At 72.6% G+C, this 21,830-nt stretch carries 16 protein-coding genes; 15 read left to right on the top strand and 1 reads right to left on the bottom strand.

The annotated features are described in order from the left end of the window. Positions 1 to 136 precede the first annotated feature (136 nt). Positions 137 to 877, top strand: a complete 741-nt coding sequence (locus M0M48_RS07520) for a hypothetical protein (protein WP_257750662.1) — start codon at positions 137 to 139, stop codon at positions 875 to 877. Then, on the top strand, positions 874 to 2,811 hold the full coding sequence (locus tag M0M48_RS07525) for a YhgE/Pip domain-containing protein (RefSeq protein ID WP_257750663.1): 1,938 nt from the start codon (positions 874 to 876) through the stop codon (positions 2,809 to 2,811). The genes M0M48_RS07520 and M0M48_RS07525 overlap by 4 nt, the downstream gene beginning before the upstream one ends. A 19-nt stretch (positions 2,812 to 2,830) precedes the next feature. Here the strand turns inward: M0M48_RS07525 and M0M48_RS07530 are convergent, their stop codons facing one another. Further along, the gene (locus tag M0M48_RS07530) at positions 2,831 to 3,406 is read right to left on the bottom strand and encodes a dihydrofolate reductase family protein (RefSeq protein ID WP_257750664.1); all 576 of its coding nucleotides are present in this window, start codon (positions 3,404 to 3,406) and stop codon (positions 2,831 to 2,833) included. 130 nt (positions 3,407 to 3,536) lie between these two features. Here M0M48_RS07530 and M0M48_RS07535 point away from each other — a divergent pair, with 130 nt between their 5' ends. From M0M48_RS07535 to M0M48_RS07595, 13 genes are all read left to right on the top strand, one after another. Next, the gene (locus tag M0M48_RS07535; RefSeq protein ID WP_257750665.1) at positions 3,537 to 5,429 is read left to right on the top strand and encodes an ABC transporter ATP-binding protein; all 1,893 of its coding nucleotides are present in this window, start codon (positions 3,537 to 3,539) and stop codon (positions 5,427 to 5,429) included. 131 nt (positions 5,430 to 5,560) lie between these two features. Continuing rightward, positions 5,561 to 8,308: an aconitate hydratase AcnA gene (gene acnA, locus M0M48_RS07540; protein WP_257750666.1), complete on the top strand. Its 2,748-nt coding sequence runs from the start codon at positions 5,561 to 5,563 to the stop codon at positions 8,306 to 8,308. Positions 8,309 to 8,395: 87 nt separating this feature from the next. After that, positions 8,396 to 9,199: a nucleotidyltransferase domain-containing protein gene (locus M0M48_RS07545; protein ID WP_257750667.1), complete on the top strand. Its 804-nt coding sequence runs from the start codon at positions 8,396 to 8,398 to the stop codon at positions 9,197 to 9,199. Positions 9,200 to 9,222: 23 nt separating this feature from the next. After that, positions 9,223 to 9,522 (top strand): thiamine-binding protein, encoded by a 300-nt coding sequence (locus M0M48_RS07550; protein WP_257750668.1) that lies wholly within the window; start codon positions 9,223 to 9,225, stop codon positions 9,520 to 9,522. Then, positions 9,519 to 10,199 (top strand): DUF3105 domain-containing protein, encoded by a 681-nt coding sequence (locus tag M0M48_RS07555; protein WP_257750669.1) that lies wholly within the window; start codon positions 9,519 to 9,521, stop codon positions 10,197 to 10,199. Before M0M48_RS07550 ends, M0M48_RS07555 begins: the two co-directional genes overlap by 4 nt. 182 nt (positions 10,200 to 10,381) lie before the next feature. Next, a complete protein-coding gene (locus M0M48_RS07560) occupies positions 10,382 to 11,839 on the top strand; it encodes a dicarboxylate/amino acid:cation symporter (RefSeq protein ID WP_215815041.1) in 1,458 nt (485 codons plus the stop codon). Then, positions 11,836 to 13,038 carry a fibronectin type III domain-containing protein gene (locus tag M0M48_RS07565; protein ID WP_257750670.1) on the top strand — a complete coding sequence of 401 codons (1,203 nt, stop codon included), beginning with the start codon at positions 11,836 to 11,838 and terminating at the stop codon, positions 13,036 to 13,038. The genes M0M48_RS07560 and M0M48_RS07565 overlap by 4 nt, the downstream gene beginning before the upstream one ends. A gap of 54 nt (positions 13,039 to 13,092) precedes the next feature. After that, a complete protein-coding gene (locus tag M0M48_RS07570; RefSeq protein WP_257750671.1) occupies positions 13,093 to 15,915 on the top strand; it encodes an Ig-like domain repeat protein in 2,823 nt (940 codons plus the stop codon). Further along, positions 15,912 to 17,195, top strand: coding sequence for an aminotransferase class V-fold PLP-dependent enzyme (locus tag M0M48_RS07575; RefSeq protein ID WP_257750672.1), 1,284 nt, complete (start codon positions 15,912 to 15,914; stop codon positions 17,193 to 17,195). The genes M0M48_RS07570 and M0M48_RS07575 overlap by 4 nt, the downstream gene beginning before the upstream one ends. A gap of 30 nt (positions 17,196 to 17,225) precedes the next feature. Beyond that, positions 17,226 to 17,654, top strand: a complete 429-nt coding sequence (locus M0M48_RS07580; RefSeq protein ID WP_257750673.1) for an NUDIX domain-containing protein — start codon at positions 17,226 to 17,228, stop codon at positions 17,652 to 17,654. Next, positions 17,651 to 18,601 carry an SMP-30/gluconolactonase/LRE family protein gene (locus M0M48_RS07585; protein ID WP_257750674.1) on the top strand — a complete coding sequence of 317 codons (951 nt, stop codon included), beginning with the start codon at positions 17,651 to 17,653 and terminating at the stop codon, positions 18,599 to 18,601. Before M0M48_RS07580 ends, M0M48_RS07585 begins: the two co-directional genes overlap by 4 nt. Before the next feature lie 25 nt (positions 18,602 to 18,626). Next, positions 18,627 to 20,537 carry a 1-deoxy-D-xylulose-5-phosphate synthase gene (gene dxs / locus M0M48_RS07590; protein ID WP_257750675.1) on the top strand — a complete coding sequence of 637 codons (1,911 nt, stop codon included), beginning with the start codon at positions 18,627 to 18,629 and terminating at the stop codon, positions 20,535 to 20,537. Next, positions 20,524 to 21,777: a peptidase MA family metallohydrolase gene (locus M0M48_RS07595; protein WP_257750676.1), complete on the top strand. Its 1,254-nt coding sequence runs from the start codon at positions 20,524 to 20,526 to the stop codon at positions 21,775 to 21,777. Before dxs ends, M0M48_RS07595 begins: the two co-directional genes overlap by 14 nt. Positions 21,778 to 21,830 lie beyond the last annotated feature (53 nt).

Genomic DNA, 21,830 nt, shown 5'->3' on the forward strand with positions numbered 1-21,830 from the left:
CTTCCCGATGACCCACCACGTCGAGTGCGTCGCGCTGCTGGAGCCCGTCACCTCCGCGTGAGCCCCGCCACCCGTGGCGGGGGTGCCCGGGCTCGTCGCGCGCTGCGGCCGGTCCGGAGCAGGCAGACTGGCGCCCATGACGACGCCTGAGCCGGACCCGACCCCGGAGCCGCCCGAGGACCTCGTGACCGACGCGGAGCCGGAGCCCGAGCCCGAGCCGGAGCCGGTGCCGGTCCCGGAGCACCTGGTCCTCACCGGCGGCGCGGTCGACGGCCTGCTCGAGGCGACGACCCTCACGCTGGTCCCGGGCGAGGTCGTGGTCGCGGTCGGCCGTCCCGGTCACGGCAACGTCGCCCTGGCGCTCGTGCTGGCCGGCCGGCTGCCGCTGAGCAGTGGCACGGTCACCCTGGCCGGCGATGCCGACCCGAAGCGCCGGCAGCGCGCGGTCGTGCTCGTCGACGTCCCGGGCGTCACCGAGCCGGACGACGCCGTACCGTTCCGGGTCATCGTGGGCGAGGAGCTGGCCCTGGCCGGGCTGCCCGCGAGCCGCGGTGCCGCCTCGGCCTGGCTGCGCGAGCACCACCTGGAGGCGTGCGCCCGGTCCCGGACCGAGGACGTCGCCGCCGCCGACCGGCTCCGCACGCTGGCCGAGCTGGGGGCCGAGCGCCCGGGGGCGGCGTTCCTGGTGCTCGTCTCGCCCGACCGGCACGGCCTGCACCACCGCGACTGGTGGCCGATCGCCGAGGCCGCCGCCGAGCGCGGGCTCGGGGTCCTGGTCACCGTCAGCGACGCCGTCGACCTGTCCGGCCACCACGTGGCCGCCGGGCACACCGCCACGATCGGTCCCGCCCACCGTGCCGAGGAGGCCACCGCATGAACGCCCTGCGCATCGCCTGGACCGAGCTGTCCCGGCTGCTGAGCATCCGGATGGGCCGGATCACGGTGCTGGCCCTGGTCACCGTGCCGACGATCTACGCCGGCCTCTACCTGTACGCCAACCACGACCCCTACGCCGCGCTCAACCGGGTGCCGACCGCGCTCGTCGTCGAGGACGCCGGCTCCACCAGCGCCGACGGGTCCACGCTCGAGGCGGGGCGCGAGGTCGCCGACGAGCTGGTGGACTCCGGGGACTTCGGCTGGCACGAGGTCGACCGGGCCGAGGCCCAGGCGGGGGTCGACGACGGCACCTACGACTTCGCGCTCATCATCCCGCGCGACTTCTCCGCGGCGCTGACCAGCAGCGCCGGCTCGGACCCCGAGCAGGCCAAGCTGACGATGCTCACCAACGACGCGAACTCCTACCTGTCCACGACGATCGCCAACACGGTGGCCACCAAGGTCCGCGACGCGATCTCCGAGCGGGTCTCCAAGGAGGCGGTGAGCACCTTCCTGCTCGGCATCGCCGACGTCCGCACCGGTCTGGTGCAGGGCGCCGACGGCGCCGGCCAGCTGTACGACGGCCTGCGCGACGCCCGCCGCGGCTCCCAGCAGCTCGTCGGCGGCAGCGAGCAGCTCGCCACCGGCGTGGGCGACCTCCAGACCGGCGCGACCAAGCTCCGCGACGGCCTCGGCACCCTGTCGACCAAGACCGCGGCGCTGCCCGCGCAGGCCCGCAAGCTCGCCGACGGCGCGCGCCAGGTGGCGGCGGGGGACAAGAAGGTCGCCGACGCCGGCGACCGGGTGGCCGGTGCGGTCCACGACGCGCGGCTGGCCTACGACCGCGGTCGCGGCGACCTCGCCGACCGGATGGACCAGCTCGGTCTCGACCCGGCCGCGCAGCGCCAGCTGCTCGCGATCTACGACCGGGTCGGCGGCGACGTCCACGACGTCGACGCCAAGGCCGGTCAGGTCAAGCGCCAGCTCGACAAGCTGTCCTCGGGCGCGGCCCAGGTCGCGGCCGGTGCCGACCAGCTCGCCGCGTCCGCCCCGGCGCTCGTCGACGGGATCGACCAGGCCCACGCCGGCTCGAAGCAGCTCGTCACCGGTGCCGGCAAGCTGCACACCGGCGCCGGCACCCTGCACGACGGCACGGTCGAGCTCCGAGCCGGTCTCGGCAAGCTGACCAGCGGCGCCAAGGGGCTGCGCGACGGCCTCACCTCGGGTCTCGACAAGGTGCCCGACACGACCGAGAAGTCCCGGCAGCGCATCGCCGAGACGGTGGCGAGCCCGATCGACGTACGGTCGGCCAACAACGCCCAGGCCCGCAACTACGGCGCCGGCCTGGCGCCGTTCTTCCTCGCGCTGGCCGCGTGGATCGGCGGCTACGTGCTGTTCCTGCTGGTCCGCCCGCTCTCGTCGCGGGCCCTGGCGGCCAACCAGAACTCGCTGCGGATCGCCGTCGGCGGCTGGCTGCCGCCGGCCCTGATCGGAGCCGCGCAGATGACGCTCGCTTTCGTGGTCGTGGCCTCGGTGCTCGACGTGGGGGTCGTCGAGGGCATGCGCACCTGGCTGTTCATGATGCTGATCTCGGCCACGTTCGTCGCGATCGTGCACCTGATGAACGCGCTGCTCGGCACTCCCGGCCAGTTCCTGGCGCTGGTGCTGATGGTGGTCCAGCTCGTCACCGCGGGCGGCACCTTCCCGTGGCAGACGATTCCGCAACCCCTGCACTGGCTCCACGACATCCTGCCGATGAGCTATGCGGTCGACGGCCTGCGCCAGCTCATGTACGGCGGCGACCCGGCGCGGGCGACCACGGCGGTCCTGGTGCTCGCGGCGTACCTCGTCGGCTCGCTCGCGCTGACCAGCCTGGTCGCCCGCCGGCAGCGGGTGTGGTCGACGACCCGCGTGAAGCCGACCGTCGTCCTCTAGCGGGGACGGACGGGCCGGCTCAGCGCACCACGTCGTAGCAGAGCTTCTGGATGCCGTTGACGTAGGTCTCGCTCTCGACCAGGCGCAGCTGCTGCTTGTCCTTGTCGGTCTCGCTCCACATGCGCTTGCCGGCGCCGAGCACGACCGGGAACACCAGCAGGTGGTAGCGGTCGATGAGGCCGGCGTCGGCCAGCCCGCGCGCCAGCGTGGCGCTGCCGTGGACGCTGATCGGCCCGCCCTCGGTCTGCTTGAGCGCGGCGACGTCGTCCAGGGAGCGCAGGATGGTGGTCTCGCCCCAGTTGTCGACGAGGTCGTCCTCGCCGAGGGTGGTCGAGACGACGTACTTGGGCATCGCGTTGTACTTCGGGAACTCCTCGGTCATCGAGGGCCACACCGGGCTGAATCCCTGGTAGCTCACCCGGCCGAGCATGAGCGCCCCGGCCTCCTCCTGCTCGCGCCCCTTGAGCTCGTAGGCCTCGGGACGGAACTCGATGTCCTGGAAGGTCCAGCCGTCGTTGCGGTAGTCCTCGCCGCCGCCGGGGCCCTCGACGACGCCGTCGATCGAGACGAACGCGGTGTAGATCAGGGTGCGCATGGTGACCTCCTGGGTCGGGTTGGGGGCGCTTCCATCCTCTCCACGAACGGAGGGCGGGCGGTACGACAGGTCGGAGCGGATTCTTTTTGCGGCTTGTCCTCAAGTCGGCTTGAGGTTCTACGGTCGGCTCATGAGCATGGAGTCGATCGCCTGGAACCAGGTGTACCGGAGCATGAACACTCCGGACGAGAAGCGGGCGTTCAACAAGGAGACGGCGGGCAGGATCCTGCGCTTCGCCCGGCCGCACCGGCGCCGGCTGATCGGGTTCATCGTGCTCAGCGTGGTCAGCGCGGCCCTGGCGGTGGCCACGCCGGTGCTGGCCGGTCGGGTGGTCAACGCGATCGTCGCGGGCGACCAGCGCGACGTCGTGGTCGGGCTGGCGCTGCTCATCGCGGGGCTCGCCGTCCTCGACGCCGGGTTCGGGCTGCTGGGGCGCTGGCTGTCCTCGCGGATCGGTGAGGGGCTGATCCTCGACCTGCGCACGGCGGTCTTCGACCACGTGCAGCGGATGCCGGTCGCCTTCTTCAGCCGGACTCGCACCGGTGCGCTCGTGAGCCGGCTCAACAACGACGTGATCGGCGCGCAGCGCGCGTTCAGCCAGACCCTGTCGGGTGTCGTCGGCAACCTGGTCACCCTCGCGCTGACCGTCGTGGTGATGCTGGGGATCTCCTGGCAGGTGACGCTGCTGGCGCTCGTGCTGCTCCCCGTGTTCGTCGTACCGGCACGGCGGATGGGGCACCGGCTGGCCGGCGTCCAGCGCGAGGCCGCCGACCACAACGCGGCGATGGGCAACCAGATGACCGAGCGCTTCTCCGCGCCGGGCGCAACGCTCGTCAAGCTGTTCGGCCGCCCCGAGCAGGAGTCGGCCGAGTTCGCCGCCCGTGCGCGCCGGGTCGCCCAGATCGGCGTGCGGACGGCGATGGTGCAGACGACCTTCGTCACCGCGCTCACGCTCGTCTCGGCCCTCGCCATCGCCGTCGTGTACGGCGTGGGCGGCTCGCTCGCTCTCAGCGGCTCCCTCGACGCGGGCGACGTGGTGGCGCTGTCGCTGCTGCTGACCCGGCTCTACGCCCCGCTGACCGCGCTCGCGAGCGCGCGCGTCGAGGTGATGAGCGCGCTCGTGAGCTTCGAGCGGGTCTTCGAGGTGCTCGACCTGGAGCCGCTCATCCAGGACCGGCCCGGCGCCGGCCAGGTCCCGGAGGGGCCGGTCGCGGTCGAGCTCGACGACGTCCGGTTCGCCTACCCGGCCGCCGACAAGGTCTCGCTGGCCTCGCTCGAGTCGGTCGCCACGCTCGACACCCGCGGCGGTGAGGAGGTGCTGCACGGCATCACGCTGCGCGCGGAGCCCGGCCAGGTCGTCGCGCTCGTCGGCTCCTCGGGCGCGGGGAAGTCCACCATCGCCCAGCTCGTCTCGCGGCTCTACGACGTCGACGCGGGCGCCGTACGGCTGGCGGGGGTGGACGTGCGCGACCTGACCGCGGAGGCGATCCGCGGGGCGGTCGGCATGGTGACCCAGGACGGGCACCTGTTCCACGACTCGATCCGCGGCAACCTGCTGCTGGCCCGGCCCGAGGCCCGTGAGGAGGACCTGTGGGACGCGCTGACCCGGGCCCGGCTCGCCGACCTCGTGCACGCGCTGCCCGACGGCCTCGACACGGTGGTGGGGGAGCGCGGCTACCGGCTCTCCGGAGGTGAGCGGCAGCGGCTCACGATCGCCCGGCTGCTGCTCAAGCAGCCGCGGGTGGTGATCCTGGACGAGGCGACGGCGTCCCTGGACTCGACCTCGGAGGCCGCCGTCCAGGCCGCGCTGGGCGAGGCGCTGGTCGGGCGGACCGCGCTGGTCATCGCCCACCGGCTCTCGACGATCCGTGCGGCGGACCTGATCGCGGTGGTCGAGGACGGCCGGATCGTGGAGCAGGGGACCCATGCGGAGCTGCTCGCCGCGGGCGGGCGCTACGAGGAGCTGTACGTCACCCAGTTCGCCGAGGACGGTGGAGATCTACCTCGGTCTCGTGTATCTTGATATCAAGAGATTCCCCTTCCCCGGGGTCCCTGCGAACTTAGGTCAGCCTCACTATCCCGACGCCGTCTCGCGGCGGCAGGATGAACGAGAGACCTACCGACAACGATTCAGTCGACGAGGACGGAGACGCGATGGCCAGCAAGAACAGCTTCGGCGCCAAGAGCACCCTGGACGTGGACGGCAAGTCCTACGAGATCTTCCGCCTCGACGCGGTCAAGGGAGAGGGCCTCGACGTCGAGAGCCTGCCCTTCTCGCTGAAGGTGCTGCTCGAGAACCTGCTCCGCACCGAGGACGGCGCGGACATCACGGCCGAGGACATCAAGGCCCTCGCCGGCTGGGACGAGAACGCCCAGCCCGACAAGGAGATCCAGTTCACGCCGGCCCGCGTGATCATGCAGGACTTCACCGGCGTCCCCTGCGTCGTCGACCTCGCCACCATGCGTGAGGCGATGGCCGACCTCGGCGGCGACGCCACCAAGATCAACCCGCTCGCGCCCGCCGAGATGGTCATCGACCACTCCGTGATGGCCGACGTCTTCGGCACCCCCGAGGCGTTCCAGCGCAACGTCGAGATCGAGTACGAGCGCAACCGCGAGCGCTACCAGTTCCTGCGCTGGGGCCAGGGCGCCTTCGACGACTTCAAGGTTGTCCCCCCGGGCACCGGCATCGTCCACCAGGTCAACATCGAGCACCTCGCCCGCACCGTCTTCACCCGTGAGGTCGACGGCGAGCTGCTGGCCTACCCCGACACCTGCGTCGGCACCGACTCGCACACCACCATGGTCAACGGCATCGGCGTCGTCGGCTGGGGCGTGGGCGGCATCGAGGCCGAGGCCGCGATGCTCGGCCAGCCGGTCTCCATGCTCATCCCGCGCGTGGTCGGCTTCAAGCTCTCGGGCGAGCTGCCCGCCGGCTCGACCGCGACCGACCTCGTGCTCACCATCACCGAGATGGTCCGCAAGCACGGCGTCGTCGGCAAGTTCGTCGAGTTCTACGGTCCCGGTGTCGCGGCGCTGCCGCTCGCCAACCGCGCCACCATCGGCAACATGTCGCCGGAGTTCGGTTCCACGATCGCGGTCTTCCCGATCGACGACGAGACCACGACGTACCTGCGCCTGACCGGTCGCTCCGAGGAGCAGATCGCGCTCGTCGAGAAGTACGCCAAGGAGCAGGGCCTCTGGCTCGACCCGGCCGCCGAGCCGCGCTACTCCGAGAAGCTCGAGCTCGACCTCGCGACCGTCGTCCCCTCGATCGCCGGCCCCAAGCGCCCGCAGGACCGGGTCCAGGTCACCGACGCCAAGACGTCGTGGCGCGAGTCCGTCCTCGACTACGTCGCCAACGGCGACGCCGACGAGGCCGGCAAGGAGTCCTTCCCGGCCTCCGACGCCCCGGCGACCACGGTCGGCCGCCCGTCGCACCCGGTCGAGGTCACCCTCGAGGACGGCACGACGTTCACGCTCGACCACGGTGCGGTGACGATCGCCTCGATCACCTCCTGCACCAACACGTCCAACCCGTCGGTCATGATCGGCGCCGCACTGCTGGCCAAGAAGGCCGTCGAGAAGGGCCTGACCCGCAAGCCGTGGGTCAAGACCACCCTCGCGCCCGGCTCGCAGGTCGTCAGCGACTACTACGACAAGGCCGGCCTCACGCCGTACCTCGACAAGCTGGGGTTCAACCTCGTCGGCTACGGCTGCGTCACCTGCATCGGCAACTCGGGCCCGCTCATCCCCGAGGTCTCCGCCGCGGTCAACGAGCACGACCTCGCCGTCGTCTCGGTGCTCTCGGGCAACCGGAACTTCGAGGGCCGGATCAGCCCCGACATCAAGATGAACTACCTGGCCTCCCCGCCGCTGGTCGTCGCGTACGCGCTGGCCGGCTCGATGGACGTCGACCTGTTCAACGACCCGCTGGGCACCGACACCGACGGCAACGCGGTCTACCTCAAGGACATCTGGCCGACCCCGGCCGAGGTGGAGTCGACGATCGCCGGCGCGATCAACTCCGACATGTTCGCCTCGTCCTACGCCGACGTCTTCAAGGGCGACGAGCGCTGGCGCTCGCTGCCCACCCCGGAGGGCAACACCTTCACGTGGGACGAGGCGTCGACCTACGTCCGCAAGGCGCCCTACTTCGACGGCATGCCCGACGAGCCGGCCCCGGTCACCGACATCTCCGGTGCCCGCGTCCTGCTCAAGCTCGGCGACTCGGTCACCACCGACCACATCTCGCCGGCCGGCTCGATCAAGGCCGACTCGCCCGCGGGCAAGTACCTCACCGAGAACGGCGTCACCCCGCGCGACTTCAACTCCTACGGCTCGCGCCGGGGCAACCACGAGGTCATGATCCGCGGCACCTTCGCCAACATCCGCCTGCGCAACCAGATCGCGCCCGGCACTGAGGGTGGCTTCACCCGCGACTTCACCGTCGCGGACGGCCCGGTCACCACCGTCTACGACGCCTCCGTCAACTACCAGGCCGCGGGCACCCCGCTCGTCGTCCTGGCCGGCAAGGAGTACGGCTCCGGCTCCTCGCGCGACTGGGCCGCCAAGGGCACCTCGCTCCTGGGCGTCAAGGCCGTCATCGCCGAGTCGTACGAGCGCATCCACCGCTCGAACCTGATCGGCATGGGCGTCATCCCGCTGCAGTTCCCGGCCGGCCAGAGCGCCGCGTCGCTCGGCCTGACCGGCGAGGAGACCTTCTCCTTCTCCGGCATCACCGAGCTCAACGAGGGCACCACGCCCTCGACCGTGAAGGTCACCACCGACACGGGCGTGGAGTTCGACGCGGTCGTCCGCATCGACACCCCCGGTGAGGCGAACTACTACCGCAACGGCGGCATCATGCAGTACGTCCTGCGCAACCTGCTGCGCGGCTGACCTGCTCGCACCACCTGCTTGAACCCGACGGCCCGTTCCTCCTCAAGGAGGGGCGGGCCGTTCGGCGTCTGCCGTACGGTGCCGCGCATGCGCACGATCCCGGACACCTTCGACCCCACCGCTGTCGCCGCCATCGACGCCCGCCTCGCGGGCGTGGCCGCGGAGCACGGCGTCCGCGTCCCGTGGGCGATCGAGAGCGGGAGCCGGGCCTGGGGCTTCGCCTCGCCGGACAGCGACTACGACTGCCGCTTCCTCTTCGTGCGGCCGGTCTCGGCGTACCTGGCCCTGTGGCCCGCGCGCGACGTGATCGAGACGCCGCTCGACGCGGTCCTCGACGTCAACGGCTGGGACCTGGCCAAGGCGGTCCGGCTCGCGACCGCGGGCAACGCGACCGTCGGCGAGTGGCTCCGCTCGCCCCTCGTGTACGACGGCGACCCGGCCTTCCGTGACGACCTCCTTGCCCTCGTGGCCGACGTCGCCGACCCGGCCGCCGTACGCCGGCACTACGCCCACGTCGCCCGCGCCCAGTGGGATCACGCGGTCGACGGCGACGAGGTCCGGCTCAAGCGCGTGTTCTACGCCGTGCGGCCCGCGCTGACGCTGCGCTGGCTCGACGAGCACGCCGGGGTGCCGCCGATGGCGCTCGACGCGCTGCTCGCCGAGGTCGGCGTACCGGCGGAGGTGGGGGAGGAGCTGGCCGCGCTGCGCGACCTCAAGGCGCGGACCCGCGAGCTCGGCACGGCGGCGGTGCCGCGGGCGATCGCGCCGTGGGTGCGGGATGTGCTCGCAGGCGAGGAGGACGGTGCCGCGCCGCCTGATCCGGTGCGGCGGGAGCGGGCGGAGGCGGGGTTCCGGGCGCTGCTCGAGCGGTGGGCGCCCGACGCCGGCTGAGCTCGTCTGGCTAGCGTGGGCGCATGATCGTCGCGTTCAGCATCAGCCCCTCCGCCGCCGACGACACCGGCGGCGTCTCCGAGGCGGTGGCCGCCGCCGTCCGGATCGTGCGGGAGTCGGGGCTGCCCAACGAGACCAACGCGATGTTCACCAACATCGAGGGGGAGTGGGACGAGGTGATGGCGGTGGTCAAGCGGGCCGTCGACGCCGTGGCCGCGGTCTCGCCGCGGGTCGGGCTGGTGCTCAAGGCCGACATCCGGCCCGGGTTCGCGGGCGAGATGACGGCCAAGGTGGAGCGCGTCGAGAGGGCGCTGGGGGAGTGAGCGAGCCGCTCTTCCCGCCGCCGCCCTATCCGCCGCCGCCGTTCTACCCGCCGCCCGCACCCCCGCCCCCGGTACGCCGCAACCGCACCCTCCCCGTCGTCCTGGCCCTGGTGGCCGCGGTCGTGCTCGTGGGCGCCGCCGTGCTGGTCCCGGTCCTCCTGACCCGCGACGGGGACGACGACGCGCCCGCGGCGGTCGCGTCCGGGGACGACCTCTCCGCCGTCCGCACGTACGACGGCCTCACGTTCCAGCACCTGAGCGCCGGCGCCGAGCACGACTACCCGCAGTCGCCGCCGGTCGGCGGGGACCACGCGCCGGTCTGGATCGAGTGCGGTGTGTACGACGAGCCGCTCCCCGAGGTCAACGCGGTCCACGACCTGGAGCACGGCACCACCTGGATCACCTACCGTCCCGACGAGGTCGATGCCGACGGCGTGCGGGCGCTCGCCGGGCTGCTGCCGGCCAACGGCCTGCTCTCGCCGTACCCGGACCAGGAGGCGCCGGTCGTGGTCACGGTCTGGGGGCGCCAGCTCGCGCTCACCGGGCCGGACGACCCGCGGCTGACCCTCTTCGTCCAGCAGTACGGCGCGGGGGACACCGCGCCCGAGCCGTTCGCCTCGTGCAACGGCGGTGCCGACCCGGCCGACCTCGCGCCGCCAGGCGGCCCCGTCGTCTAGGGCGTGTCTCCCAGGACCTACGCCCCGATAGGCGGAACCGATCAGCCATCCCGGAATCCGGGATGGCTGTTCGCATTTCGGGCGATTTGGCACGGAGCACCCCTCGCGACCCCCTAGGCTTTAAGTCGATCAAATTAATCAACAAAAGAGGCGAACGGGTGCGCCGCTGAGGGAGGAACACGATGGGCGGGTACGACGTCGCCGCGCTGCTGGTGACGCTGGGACTGTTCGCGGGGATCTACGTGCTGGGCCGGGTGAAGGTGAACTTCAGCCTGCTCACCATCGGCGCTCTGGCGCTCGGTGTGGGGGTCGGCGTGGTCTTCGAGGGCCACCTCGACTACGTCGAGCCGGTGGGCAAGGTCTACCTGAACCTGCTGCTCGCGATCGTGGCCCCGCTGATCATGGTCTCGATCCTCTCCAGCATCACCTCGCTCGGCACCACGGCGCAGCTGCGCACGATCGGGGCGCGCTCGGTGGGCTGGCTGCTCGGGCTCAACGCGCTGGCCGTGCTGCTGACGCTGGGGCTGGCGCTGGAGCTGGGGCTCGGGAAGGGCGCGGACATCACGCTCGGCGAGACGAACACCTCGGCGCTGGAGAACATCAAGAAGCCGTTCACCGAGGTCTTCATCGACTTCTTCCCGACGAACATCGTCGGCGACATCGCCGAGACCAACGTCATCCCGATCATCCTGTTCAGCGTCCTGCTGGCCGTGGCCTACGCGCTCGTCGCGGAGAAGAAGCCGGCCACCGTGGCGCCGTTCAAGGGCTTCATCGACGCCCTGCGCGAGATCATCTACCGCGCGGTCGGCTTCGTGATCGCCCTGACGCCGTACGCCGTGCTGTCCCTCACGTCCGTCGCGACCGCCCGGGCCGCAGGCCAGTGGTCGCAGATGGTCTCGCTGCTCGGGGTGCTCGGGCTGGCCTGGTTCGCCTGCTTCTTCCACGCCTACGTGATCAACGGCGTGCTGCTGCGGGTGTTCGGCGACGTGAACCCGCTGCGGTTCTTCCGCAAGATGCTGCCCGCGCAGCTGACCGCGTTCACCACGCAGAGCAGCGCCGGGACGCTGCCGGTCACCACGCGGCTGCTGCGCGAGCGGATCGGCGTCCCCTCGGACATCGCCGGCTTCACCGCGCCGCTCGGCACGACCATCGGGATGCCCGGCTGCGCCGGGGTGTGGCCGATCCTGCTGGCCGTCTTCGGCGTCAACGCGCTCGGCATCTCGTGGGGCATCCAGGACTACGTCGTCCTGGTCCTGCTGGGCGTCATCGTCTCCGTCGGTACGGCGGGCGTGCCCGGCACCGCCACGATCACCGCGACCACGGTGCTCACGGCCGCGGGGCTCCCGCTCGAGCTGGTCGCGATCACGCTGCCGGTGAGCATGGTCGCCGACATGGCGCGCACGCTCGACAACGTCACCTCGGCGGCCGTCGCGGCCACCATCGTCGCCCGGCAGGAGGGCCGCCTCGACGACGCCGTCTTCGACGGGCTGCTCGTGCCCGGCGACCTCGCGGAGGACCTTCCCGACGAGCTCTCCGACGACTTCACCTTCTCGGATCCGGGCGTCCCGATCGGCGCCTGCGCGCTGCCGGGCGCCACGACCACCACCCCTCTCCCCACCCCCCAAGGAGCGAACGCATGACCGTCCGGCGATCCCACCGGATCCTCTCCCTGCTGCCCGCCGCGGTGATCGCGGCGACCCTGGCCGTCTCGTTCGGCCCGGCGCCCGCCGCGCACGCCGACGGCTGGGTCGACGGCGGCGACGAGTTCCCCTGCCTCGACGACGTGACCTGCCTGTGGATCCAGGACTGCGAGCTCGACGAGAACCAGCACCCGATCTACCCCAACCGCAACGGCCGGACGTCGTACCCGGCGGGCAGCTACAGCTACAAGGGCGACAAGCCCACGACGCCCAAGCCCACCCCGACGCCCACGCCGACGCCGACGCCGACCACCCCGAAGCCCGGCTCCAAGCCGACCAAGCCCGGCACCGGCGGCACCGGCGGCTCCGGATCGGGCACCGGCGGCACGACCGACCCGCTCAGCCCGACCCCGTCGGGCGGCGCCACCGAGCAGGTCGCGGCCGGTGCGCCGAGCGCCCTCGCCGCCCCGACGCTCACGGTCGAGGGCAAGACGGTCACGGTGTCCTGGGCGGCCTCGCCGAACGCCGAGATCGAGCAGGTCACCGGCTACCTGATCCGGTTCACCGGCCAGGAGGCGGTGGAGACCGACGCCGGCACGCTGGAGTACGTCTTCAAGAACGTCGAGCCCGGCAGCTACCGCGCTGCCGTGTGGGCGCGCAACGCGGCGGGCGAGTCGGCCGGCTCCCCGCCCTCCGAGCCGGTCGTCGTCGGGGTGGACCCGACGACGGTCCAGGGCACGGTCACGGTGACCGGGGACCTCGCACCCGGTGCCACGGTCACCGTGACCGGCACCGGCTTCGCGCCGCGGATCGAGGGCTACGCGCTCGAGCTGCACTCCGACCCGGTCCCGCTGGGCGAGGTGAAGACCGACGACAACGGCGGGTTCAGCGCGGACGTCGTCGTCCCGGCCAATGTCGTCGCCGGCGACCACCAGCTCGTCGTGCTCTTCGGGGGCACCGAGGTGGCGACCAGCCCGGTCACCGTCACCGCCGCCGGGGCTCCGGCCGGCGAGGAGGCCGCGGCCGACGTCGCGCACACCGGTGACGAGGCCGCGCCGATCCCGGACCACGCCGGGCTGCTCATCCTCGGGACGCTGGCTGCCGCCGGCGCGCTGTCCCTGGTCTGGCGCGTCGCCCGCGGCCGCCGCCGCCCGCGCGGCCCGCTGGCCGCGCACAAGGTGGTGCCGCACGTCTCCTGACCAGTCCGCCCCCCGCAACCCCGACGTGACACGACACGAAAGCGAAGCAACCCGATGAACCACCGCACCCTCCTGCGGCGTACCGCCGCGGCCGGCACCGTCGCCGCCCTCGCGGTCGCCCCGCTGCTGAGCGGCCCGAGCGCCGCCACCGCGGCGCCGGCCCCGGCGCACGCCGCCCACGCCGCGGCGCCGGCCACCTATCCCGCACCCACCCACGGCGCCACCGTCGACTGGTTCGACGCCAAGTACCCGGCCCTCGCCAAGGGGAGCGTCTTCGAGACGGTCACCTTCGAGCGCTTCGAGTACCTGCTCAAGAAGAACACCGGCAAGTGGGCGTTCGTGATCGGCGGCCCCGAGGACCCCTACCTCCAGCAGACGATCGGCCACATCGAGAAGGTCGCCGAGGCCGAGGGCATCGAGAAGATCTACAACTTCGACCCCAAGCTCGACGGCGAGGCGCTGAGCGTCTTCGACCTCACCGGCTACGACCTCGACAGCGCCGACAACGCGGGCAAGGACCAGTTCCTCGACCTGGGCGAGCGGCTCGTCAGCAGCTACCTCGGCAAGGACGCCGAGACGCCGTTCGCGCTGGCCAACGACGCCGGGAAGCCCGACCGCCGCGTGGCGCCCGAGCACCCCTACCTCTTCGTGTACGACGCCGCGGGCGGCGACAACGCCCGGATCGTCGACGCGCTGGTGACCCCGCCGGTCGACCTGTCGAGCCCGGCCGCCGTCACGGCGTACGAGAACGACGTCAAGCGGGTCCTCACCTCCGCGCCCCTCGACGTCGACACCCAGTGGGACTTCCTCAGCACCGAGCACAACCGGCGCCACTACGAGCGCTACGTCAAGAACGCCGACCCGGCGGTCGAGACGGCCAACCGCAAGCGGTTCGGCGGCGACGTGTTCAAGGCCGACGAGGACCTGACCAACGGCGACGAGGAGGACTTCCGCGTCGAGAGCATCACCTACCCGGAGCTGCTCAACATCCTCGACAGCGACGGCGAGTTCCTCGTCCTCTTCGGCGGGACCTGGTGCCACAACACCGCCGCGGTCATCAAGCAGACCGCCGAGTACGCGCGCCAGTACGGCATCAAGAAGGTCTACAACTTCGACTTCTCGCTCGACTCGACCGGCAACGGCGGCTCGCTCGACAAGCACATCCGCGACAACTCGTTCCGCAACGTCGGCGGGGTCTCGCGCAAGACCCGCCCGGCGTACCTCTACGGGCGGATCCTCGAGAAGCTCGCGAATGCCAAGACCCAGTACAAGGTCCTCGCCGACGAGCCGGGCACCCAGAGCACCAGCCCGGTCAAGTACGACGTGAACGGCCAGGAGAAGCTCGCCCGCAAGATCCAGGTCGGCCACCTCCTGTCCTACGACAAGGACGCCACCGCCGGCGGCCAGCCCGCGCCGGTGCTCGACCAGGCGATCCGCACCGACTGGACCAACCCCGACGGCAACGCCTTCGCCGGCAACGTCGAGTACATGACCGAGGTCTGGTTCACCCAGGGCAAGGACGCCACCTACGACGGCGCCGACCCGGACAGGCTCCGCGGCAATGTCAACGTCAGCACCGAGGTCGGCCAGAACGCGCTGCAGAACCAGCGCAACTTCGCCAAGGAGGCCATCGACCAGATCCGCGACGTGATCGCCGGTGTCGCCGGCGGCTACGAGAGCTCGGTCGCCGTCACCGGCGCCCCGGCGTCGGTCTCGGTCGAGAACCCGGGCAACCTCACCGGGCAGGTCAGCGTGGAGAGCACCTTCACCGGCTTCTTCTCCGACCGTACGGCGGGCGCCACGCTCGCCCCGCTGACCGGCAGCCGCGCGCTGGGCGGCTCCGTCCAGGTGCTGCTCGACGGCACCAAGATCGGCGAGGCCGACGTGCGTCCGGACCGGACCGCCGCGCTCGACGTACCGCTGCCCACGCTGACCGCGGGCGACCACACCCTCCGTTACGTGTACGGCGGCGGCGCGGGCGGCCGGGTCCTCACCTCGTCGACCGAGCAGACCCTCAAGGTCGTCGCGAAGACCTCGACCACCACGCTCGGCGCGGCCCCGACGCTGACCTTCGGCAAGAGCGGCACCATCACCGCGACCGTCTCGGCCGGCGCCACCGGCGAGGTCAGCCTCGCGGGTCTGCCCGGCGGTGCGCTCACCGCGCAGGTCCAGGGCGGCACGGCCACCTTCACCGTGCCGGGCACCGTCCCGGCGGGCAGCTACCAGCTGACCGCGACCTACGCCGGCGACGGGACCTACGCGTCCTCCACCTCCACGCCGGTCGCGCTGACGGTCGGCAAGGCGCTCACCATCAGCAGCGCGGCCTCGGTCACCACGCCCTACGGCAAGGGCGGCACCATCAAGGTCACCGTCGCCAGCCCCGGCGGCGTGGTCCCGACCGGCGCGGTCACGCTCACCGGCGTCGGCAGCGCGCAGACCCGGCAGCTCGACGGGGGCACGGCGACGTTCACGCTGCCGCGCACCCTCGGCGTCCAGCGCTACTCGGCCAAGCTGACCTACGACGGCGGCGCGGACCGCAACGGCTCGCAGACCCAGGTCTCCTACACGGTGACCTCGATCGCCCCGTCCAAGGTCGCGCTCGCGGTGACCAAGAAGCCGACCTCCAAGAAGGCCGGCGCGGCCAAGGTCACCGTCACGGTCCCCGCAGGCCTCGCGGCGGCCACCGGCCCGGTCACCGTCACCCTCAAGAAGGGCGCCTCGACCAAGACGGTCAAGGGCACCCTGGCCAAGGGCGTCGTCACCGTCGCGCTGCCCAAGCTCAAGAAGGGCACCTGGAAGGTCAGCGTGAAGTACGCGGGCAGCACGACCTACCAGGCGGCGGCCTCCGCCACGACGTCGCTCAAGGTCACCAAGTGACCCTGGCGACCCAGGCCGTCCGGCCGCTCCTGCCGCTCGTCGGCGCGGACCTCCGGGTCCCGCTGGTGACCGGCGGGAGCGCGCCGTACGCCAACCTCGACGTCGCGGCCAGCGCTCCGGCGCTGGCCGCGGTCGCCGACCGGGTGGCGCAGCTGCTGCCGTACTACTCCAGCGTCCACCGCGGCGCGGGGCACGGCTCGGCGGTCAGCACGGCGGCCCTCGACGCCGCACGCCGTACGGTCGCCGGGTTCGTCGGGGCGCGCCCCGACGACGTGGTGCAGGTGGTCCGGCACACCACGGACGCCTTCAACCTGCTGGCCTCGGCCGTCCCCGGGGACGTCGTCACCCTCGACGTCGAGCACCACGCCAACCTCCTCCCGTGGGCCCGGGGACGCCGGCGCACCGTCGCGGCGAGCAGCACGCTCGCCGCGACGGTGGCCGCGGTCGAGCGCGAGCTGGCCCGCGAGCCCGCCGCGCTGCTGGCCGTCACCGGTGCCTCCAACGTGACCGGTGAGCTGCTGCCGCTGGCCGAGCTCGTCGCGGTCGCGCACCGCCACGGCGCCCGGATCGCGGTCGACGGCGCCCAGCTCGTCCCGCACCGCCGGGTCGACGTGGCCGGGCTCGGCATCGACTACCTCGCGTTCTCGGGGCACAAGCTCTACGCGCCCTACGGCGCGGGCGCGCTGGTCGGGCGCCGCGACTGGCTGGAGGCCGCGCCGCCGTACCTGGCGGGTGGGGGAGCGGTCCGCTCGGTCGCCCTCGACGCGGTCACCTGGGCCGACGTACCGGCGCGGCACGAGGCGGGCACGCCCAATGTCGTCGGCGCCGTCGCCCTGGCCGCCGCCTGCGAGGCGCTCGCCGCGCTGCCCGCTCACGAGCAGGCCGCGCACGAGGCGGCGCTGGGGGAGCGGCTGCGCGAGGGCCTGGCGGCACTGCCCGGCGTCCGGGTGCTGCGGCTGTGGGACGACGCGACCGACACGCTCGGTCTCGCGACGTTCACGCTGGCGGGGCACCCGGCCGAGCTCGTCGCGCAGTACCTCTCCGCCGAGCACGCCGTCGCCGTGCGCGCCGGCCGGTTCTGCGCGCACCCGCTGCTCGACCGGCTCAACGACGGCGGGACCGCCGTCCGGGCCAGCGTCGGGCTCGGCACGAGCAGCGCGGACGTCGACCGGCTGCTCGCCGCCCTCGACGAGCTGGTCACCACCGGCCCCCGCTGGACGTACGACGCCGCGCACCTGCCGGTCCCCGACCCGCGGCCGCTGCCCGGCTGGGCGGTGTGAGGCGGGTGCCGCACGGGCTACGGTGACCGGGTGCACGTCTTCGCCTCGGTCATCCTCGTCGACGAGCGTGGCTGGCTGCTCCTCCAGGAGCGCGACGAGCACCCGGTCATCTCTCCCGACTGCTGGAGCCTGGTCGGCGGCCACGTCGACCAGGGAGAGGACCCCGACGACGCGGCCTACCGCGAGCTCGCCGAGGAGACCGGTCTGCGGCTCGCACCACCGGACCTGCCGCTGTGGCGCCAGTACCCGGTGGTGCACCCCGCCTACGGCACCGACGACCTGATCCGGGTCTACGCCGCCGCCACCACGGCGACCGACGCCGACATCGTGCTCGGCGAGGGCCGGCAGATCGTCTTCGTCGAGCCCGCGACGCTCCCCGCGCTGCGGGTCGGCGAGGCGGCGGCCCGGATCCTGCCCGAGTTCCTCGCCTCCGACCGCTACCAGGAGCTGCTGCGATGACCGCACCCTTCACCGTGATCCCCGTCCCCGGACCGGGCGCCGAGGACGTCGTCGTGGCGACCTCCGGCCCCGACGCCGGCTGCGTGTTCACCGGCACCGAGGACGGCGCGATCTTCCGGATCAGCCCCGACGGCGCCACCGTCGACCGGGTCGCCCACACCGGTGGCCGGCCGCTCGGCATCGAGTTCGCCCCCGACGGGCGGCTGCTCGTGTGCGACGCCCAGCGCGGGCTGCTCTGGGCCGACCCGGCCACCGGGGCGGTCGAGCAGATCACCGACCGCGTCGGCGGCACGCCCATGCGCTTCTGCAACAACGCGGCCATCGCCGCGGACGGCACGATCTGGTGGTCGGACTCCTCGACGCGCTACGGCATCGCGCAGTGGAAGGACGACTTCGTCCAGCACACCCGCACCGGCCGGCTGCTGCGCCGCGACCCCGACGGCACCGTCACCACCGTGCTCGACGGGCTCGCCTTCGCCAACGGCGTCGCGCTCTCCGCGGCCGAGGACTACGTCTGCGTGGCCGAGACCGGGGCCCGTACCGTCGTGCGGCACTGGATCAGCGGACCCGACCAGGGGACGCGCGACCTGCTGTGCGCCGACCTGCCCGGCTACCCCGACAACATCGCGCGCGGCTCCGACGGCCTGATCTGGATCAGCATCGCCAGCCCCACCGACCCGCTCGTCGAGCGGCTCCACACCGCGCCGCTGGGCCTGCGCAAGCTGGTCACCAAGGTGCCCGAGGCGCTCCAGCCCAAGCCGAAGCAGACCGTGCGCGCCGTGGCGTACGACGACCAGGGGCGCCGGGTCCACGACATCGACGTGCGCCCGGCGGAGCACGGGACGTCGTACCACATGGTGACGGGGGTGCGGGAGCACGACGGCAGCCTGTGGCTCGGCAGCCTGCACGAGCCCGCGGTGGCCCGGGTCGACCTTTCCCGCCTTTGAACCCCGACGCCCTAGAATCGAACCCATGCCTGTCCTCGACACGATCACCGGACCGCGCGACCTGCGGACCCTCAGCGAGGACGAGCTCACCCAGCTCGCGGCCGAGATCCGCGACCTGCTGATCCGCACGGTGGCCACCAACACCGGTCACCTGGGCCCCAACCTGGGCGTCGTCGAGCTCACGCTCGCCATGCACCGGGTGTTCGACTCCCCGCGCGACAAGATCGTCTTCGACACCGGCCACCAGTCCTACGTGCACAAGCTCGTGACCGGGCGCGCCGCGTCCTTCGGCACGCTGCGCCGCGAGGGCGGCCTCAGCGGCTACCCGAGCCAGGCCGAGTCCGAGCACGACCTGGTCGAGAACTCCCACGCCTCCACCGCGCTGAGCTATGCCGACGGCCTGGCCAAGGCCTATGCCGTGCGCGGCGAGGACCGCCACGTGGTCGCCGTGATCGGCGACGGCGCGCTCACCGGCGGCATGGCCTGGGAGGCGCTCAACAACATCGCGATCCAGCACGACTCCAAGCTCGTGATCGTGGTCAACGACAACGGCCGCTCCTACACCCCGACCATCGGCGGCCTGGCGACCGCGCTCACCGCGCTGCGCACCAACCCGCGCTACGAGCACCTGCTCGACGTGGTCAAGCGCCGGCTCAACGCGGTGCCCGGCGTCGGCGCGGCGGCCTACGACGCGCTGCACGCCATGAAGAAGGGCCTCAAGGACGCGCTCGCGCCCCAGGGCCTCTTCGAGGACCTCGGCCTCAAGTACGTCGGCCCCGTCGACGGCCACGACCGCGCCGCGATGGAGCAGGCGCTGAGCCAGGCCAAGCGCTTCGGCGGCCCGGTGATCGTGCACGCCATCACCCGCAAGGGCTTCGGCTACGACCCGGCCGAGCGGCACGAGGCCGACCAGTTCCACGCGCCCGGCCCCTTCGACGTCCAGACGGGCGCCGAGAAGCCCAAGGGCCTGATCTGGACCGACCACTTCGCCGAGCACGTCGTCGCGATCGGCGAGCGGCGTCCCGACGTCGTGGCGATCACCGCGGCGATGATGCACCCGGTCGGTCTCGACAAGTTCCAGGCCCGGTTCCCCGAGCGCACCTTCGACGTCGGCATCGCCGAGCAGCACGCCGCCACCTCGGCCGCGGGCCTGGCGATGGGCGGGCTGCACCCGGTGTTCGCGGTCTACGCGACCTTCCTCAACCGCGCCTTCGACCAGGTGCTGATGGACGTCGCGCTCCACAAGTGCGGCGTCACCTTCGTGCTCGACCGCTCCGGCGTGACCGGCGACGACGGCGCCAGCCACAACGGCATGTGGGACATGTCGCTGCTCCAGGTCGTCCCCGGGCTGCGCCTGGCCGCGCCCCGCGACGTCCCCCGGATGCGCGAGCTCCTCGACGAGGCCGTCGAGGTCGCCGACGCTCCGACCGTCGTCCGCTTCCCCAAGGGCCCGCCGCCGGCCGACATCGAGGCCGTCGGCAAGGCCGGCGGGTGCGACGTCCTGGTCCGCGACGGCGCCCGTGACGTGCTCGTCGTCGCCGTGGGCTCGATGGCCGAGATCGCCGTCGACGTCGCCCAGCGCCTCGTCGCCCAGGGCGTGGGCGTCACCGTCGTCGACCCGCGCTGGGTCAAGCCGGTCGACCCCGCGCTCGTCGACCTGGCCCGCACCCACCGCCGCGTGGTCACCATCGAGGACAACGGCGTCGTGGGCGGCGTGGGCGCCGTCCTGCTCCAGACGCTGGCCGAGGCGGGCGTGCGCACGCCGGTCAAGCTCCACGGCATCCCGCAGGAGTTCCTCGACCACGCCAAGCGCGCCGCCATCCTCGAGCGGATCGGCCTCACGCCGTCCGCGATCGCCCTCGACATCCTCCACGACATCAGCGCCGAGCCCGCACCGGAAGGCCGGGCGCTGCACGATGTGGATGGTCCGCGCTAGGGCGCGATCCCTCGTCGCGGTCCTCGCGCTGGCGCTGCTCCCGCTGGCTGCCTGCTCCGACGACCCGCCGCCGCCGACCTACTCCGGAGCGGCGTACGAGGACGTCGCCGCCCAGATGCAGGCGACCCTCAAGGTCCGCGCCGCCGGCCTGCGCCGCCACGACGTGGCCCGCTTCCGGCGCAGCCTCGACCGCTCGGACGCCACACTGGTCGGTGACCAGCAGGTCTACTTCGACAACATCGAGCAGCTGCCCGTCGGCAAGCTCCGCTACCTCGTCGACGACGCCACGATCACGCCCGTCGAGGGCACCGGCGACTACTCGGCCGAGGTGACGCTCGTGCTGCGTCTCGACGGGTACGACGCCGTCCCCGCCCGCACCCGCGGCCGGTTCCGGTTCACGCCGTCGAGCGGCGGCCAGGGTCTCGTCGTGGCCGCGACCACCGACCGCCAGTGGACGACCGACCACCCCGGCAACGCCCAGCCCTGGGACCTCGGCCCGATCCGGGTCGAGCAGGCGGTGGGCGTGCTCGGGATCTTCGACGACGACACGGTCGCCGACGCCCGCGAGGTGCTCGACGCGGCCAGTGCCGGGCGCTACGACGTGCGCAGCGTGGTCGCCGCCGACGACTCGCCGGTGAGCAGCGGCGTCGTGGTCTACGCCGTGCGCGACGCCGCCTTCCTGCGCGGCCTGGCCGGGCAGACCGTCGGCGACCCCGACCGCGCCGACGGGCTCACCATCGCCGTGCCGGCCGACTCCCACGACCCGGCGCGCGGGGTGGCGTCGTACCGGGTCTACCTCAACCCGCGCGTCCTCACCCAGCAGCCGGCCGTGCTCGGCCGGCTGGTGCGCCACGAGCTCACCCACGCCACGCTGGGCGAGCGTGCCCGCGGCGTCCCGCTGTGGCTCAACGAGGGCGTCGCCGAGTACGTCTCGGTCCGCCCGATGGCCCCCGACCGCCGCCGGCTCCCCGCCGCCGCGCTCCGGGTCGGCGCCGCGGCCACCGACCTGCCCGGTGCCGCCCAGTTCTCGGGCCCCGACGCCGAGGCCTGGTACGCCGTGTCGTGGTGGGTGTGCGAGTACATCGCCAGCGTCTACGGCGAGCAGACCCTCTTCGCGCTCCTCGACCGGTTCCGCGACGGCGCGGACCAGGACGAGGTCGTCACCGGCCTGCTGGGCGTCACCAGCGCCCAGCTCGTCCAGCGCGGGGTCGCGCTCATGACCACGACCTACCGCGGCTGACCTCCCGCCCGACGGTCCCGGCTGAGACGTCCGGATCGGGGTAACGTCGCCGC

This window comes from Pimelobacter simplex, assembly GCF_024662235.1.
Classification (GTDB): domain Bacteria; phylum Actinomycetota; class Actinomycetes; order Propionibacteriales; family Nocardioidaceae; genus Nocardioides.

Excerpts from the sequence above, each read along its gene's own strand:
- M0M48_RS07535 (WP_257750665.1), top strand. The coding sequence starts at position 3,537 with ATGAGCATGGAGTCGATCGCCTGGAACCAGGTGTACCGGAGCATGAAC.
- M0M48_RS07570 (WP_257750671.1), top strand. The coding sequence starts at position 13,093 with ATGAACCACCGCACCCTCCTGCGGCGTACCGCCGCGGCCGGCACCGTC.
- M0M48_RS07585 (WP_257750674.1), top strand. The coding sequence starts at position 17,651 with ATGACCGCACCCTTCACCGTGATCCCCGTCCCCGGACCGGGCGCCGAG.
- M0M48_RS07550 (WP_257750668.1), top strand. The coding sequence starts at position 9,223 with ATGATCGTCGCGTTCAGCATCAGCCCCTCCGCCGCCGACGACACCGGC.
- M0M48_RS07530 (WP_257750664.1), bottom strand. The coding sequence starts at position 3,406 with ATGCGCACCCTGATCTACACCGCGTTCGTCTCGATCGACGGCGTCGTC.
- acnA (WP_257750666.1), top strand. The coding sequence starts at position 5,561 with ATGGCCAGCAAGAACAGCTTCGGCGCCAAGAGCACCCTGGACGTGGAC.
- M0M48_RS07595 (WP_257750676.1), top strand. The coding sequence starts at position 20,524 with ATGGTCCGCGCTAGGGCGCGATCCCTCGTCGCGGTCCTCGCGCTGGCG.
- dxs (WP_257750675.1), top strand. The coding sequence starts at position 18,627 with ATGCCTGTCCTCGACACGATCACCGGACCGCGCGACCTGCGGACCCTC.
- M0M48_RS07520 (WP_257750662.1), top strand. The coding sequence starts at position 137 with ATGACGACGCCTGAGCCGGACCCGACCCCGGAGCCGCCCGAGGACCTC.
- M0M48_RS07545 (WP_257750667.1), top strand. The coding sequence starts at position 8,396 with ATGCGCACGATCCCGGACACCTTCGACCCCACCGCTGTCGCCGCCATC.
- M0M48_RS07525 (WP_257750663.1), top strand. The coding sequence starts at position 874 with ATGAACGCCCTGCGCATCGCCTGGACCGAGCTGTCCCGGCTGCTGAGC.
- M0M48_RS07565 (WP_257750670.1), top strand. The coding sequence starts at position 11,836 with ATGACCGTCCGGCGATCCCACCGGATCCTCTCCCTGCTGCCCGCCGCG.
- M0M48_RS07560 (WP_215815041.1), top strand. The coding sequence starts at position 10,382 with ATGGGCGGGTACGACGTCGCCGCGCTGCTGGTGACGCTGGGACTGTTC.